Raw genomic sequence first — 1786 nt, forward strand, 5'->3', positions numbered from 1 at the left:
CGTCATGCGCGCGTAGTGGATCGAGTGGCGGATCTGCTCGCAGACGAACGAGATGAAGGTGTGGATGTAGCTGTTGCCGGTAGCGCGCGCGATCTCGCGGTGGAAGAGCAGGTCGGCGTCGATGCTGCCTTCTTCCCAACGCTCCTCGCCGCCCATGCGGTCGAGCGCAGCCTTGATCGAATCGAGATGGCCCTGATTGCGGCGCGCCGCGGCGAGCGCAGCCGATTCGGCCTCGAGGATGCAGCGCAGCTCGAACAGCCGCTCCATGTTGTGCGTGTCCTTGAGCGCCTCGCGGTCGATGCGGATCGCTGCTCGCTGCTCGGGCGCCAGCACGAAGGCGCCGATGCCTTGGCGCGCCTCGATCATGCCGTCGGCGCGAAGCTGGGCGATCGCCTCGCGCACGACATTTCGGCTGACGCCGAATTTTTCGGACAATTCCTGCTCGGTCGGCAGGCGCGCGCCGGGGTTCAATTCGCCGGATTCGATCTCGCGGCTGAGGAAGGCAGCGACCCGGTGCGGCAATGTCTCGACAGTGCCGATGGCGGCCAGTCTCTGCTTCATGGAAAAGTCTCCGTCGCGGGCAACAGGCAACCGGGATTCATCAGGCCCTTGGGGTCGAGTGCGCTCTTCAGCGCCGCGACCATGCGGCGATGCGCCGGCGAAAGCCCGGCCCAGAATTCCTTGCGGCGGCTGCGGCCGATGCCGTGCTCCGCGCTGATCGAGCCGCCGAGACCGACGGCGATTTCATAGAGCCCGGCGATGACTTCGGCGCCCCGGGCACGGGCTTCATCCTCGGCGAGTTCGAGCGGCGGCAGCACGTTGAAGTGGATGTTGCCGTCACCGGCGTGGCCGTAGGCGAGCGGGATCCAGCCGGGATGGTCATTCGCGACGAAGCGGCGGGCTCTTTCGATGAGGCTGGGGATGTCGGAAATCCTCACCGACAGGTCGGTGCGCACATGATAGCCGCGCTTGGCCTGGCCTTCGACCAGACCTTCGCGGATCGCCCAAAAACTCCTGGCCTGCGTCGTGCTCGCGGCGAGAACCGCGTCGGTTACCAGGCCATTTTCCATGGCATCGCCGAGGACGCCGGCCAGCAAGCTGTTGAGGTCGATAGCCGCGCTGGATGACAATTCGATCAGCACGTGGACGGGCGCTCCGACCGGCGCCCTCATCGCCGGGTCGATCAGCCGGGCAAGCTCGATGCATTCGGCGCCGATGATCTCGAAAGCGGAGACGAGGTCCGAGCAATCGCGGCGCGCCTGGTTGAAGAGCGCAACGGCCGCCTCGAACGAGGCAAGGCCGAGATAGGCGGTCTCGGTTCGCGCCGGTTTCGGAAACAGCTTGACCTCGACACCGGTGATGATGCCGAGCGTGCCTTCGGAACCGATGAAAAGCTGCTTCAGGTCGTAGCCGCTGTTGTTCTTGCGCAGACCAGAGAAGCCGTTCCACAGTTCGCCGTCCGCCAGCACGACTTCGAGACCGAGGATCAGGTCGCGTGCCATGCCATAGCGCAGCACGTTGACGCCGCCGGCATTGGTCGCCGCATTGCCGCCGATCTGGCAGCTGCCTTGCGCGCCGAGCGCGAGCGGGAAGAGGCATTCTTGCGCCTCGCAGGCGTCCTTGATCGTCTGCAGCACGCAGCCGGCATCGGCTTGCAGGGTGAAGTTGCCGGCATCAATCTGCCGGATGGCGTTCAGCCGCTCCAGGCTCAAGACAACCAGGCCGCCGCCTTTGCTGTCGATCGCGCCTGATACCAGCCCGGTGTTGCCGCCTTGCGGAACGATGC

At 65.7% G+C, this 1786-nt stretch carries 2 protein-coding genes; both read right to left on the reverse strand.

Annotated elements, in window-relative coordinates; genetic code table 11:
• Positions 1-561 (reverse strand): GntR family transcriptional regulator (locus tag EOA27_RS34905; protein ID WP_145970775.1); only part of this gene is annotated, 561 nt, incomplete at its 3' end.
• Positions 558-1786: FAD-binding oxidoreductase (locus EOA27_RS34910; RefSeq protein ID WP_145970776.1), on the reverse strand; the 1229-nt coding region annotated here is incomplete at its 5' end. The genes EOA27_RS34910 and EOA27_RS34905, both read right to left, overlap by 4 nt.

This window comes from Mesorhizobium sp. M2A.F.Ca.ET.037.01.1.1 (assembly GCF_003998075.1).
Classification (GTDB): domain Bacteria; phylum Pseudomonadota; class Alphaproteobacteria; order Rhizobiales; family Rhizobiaceae; genus Mesorhizobium.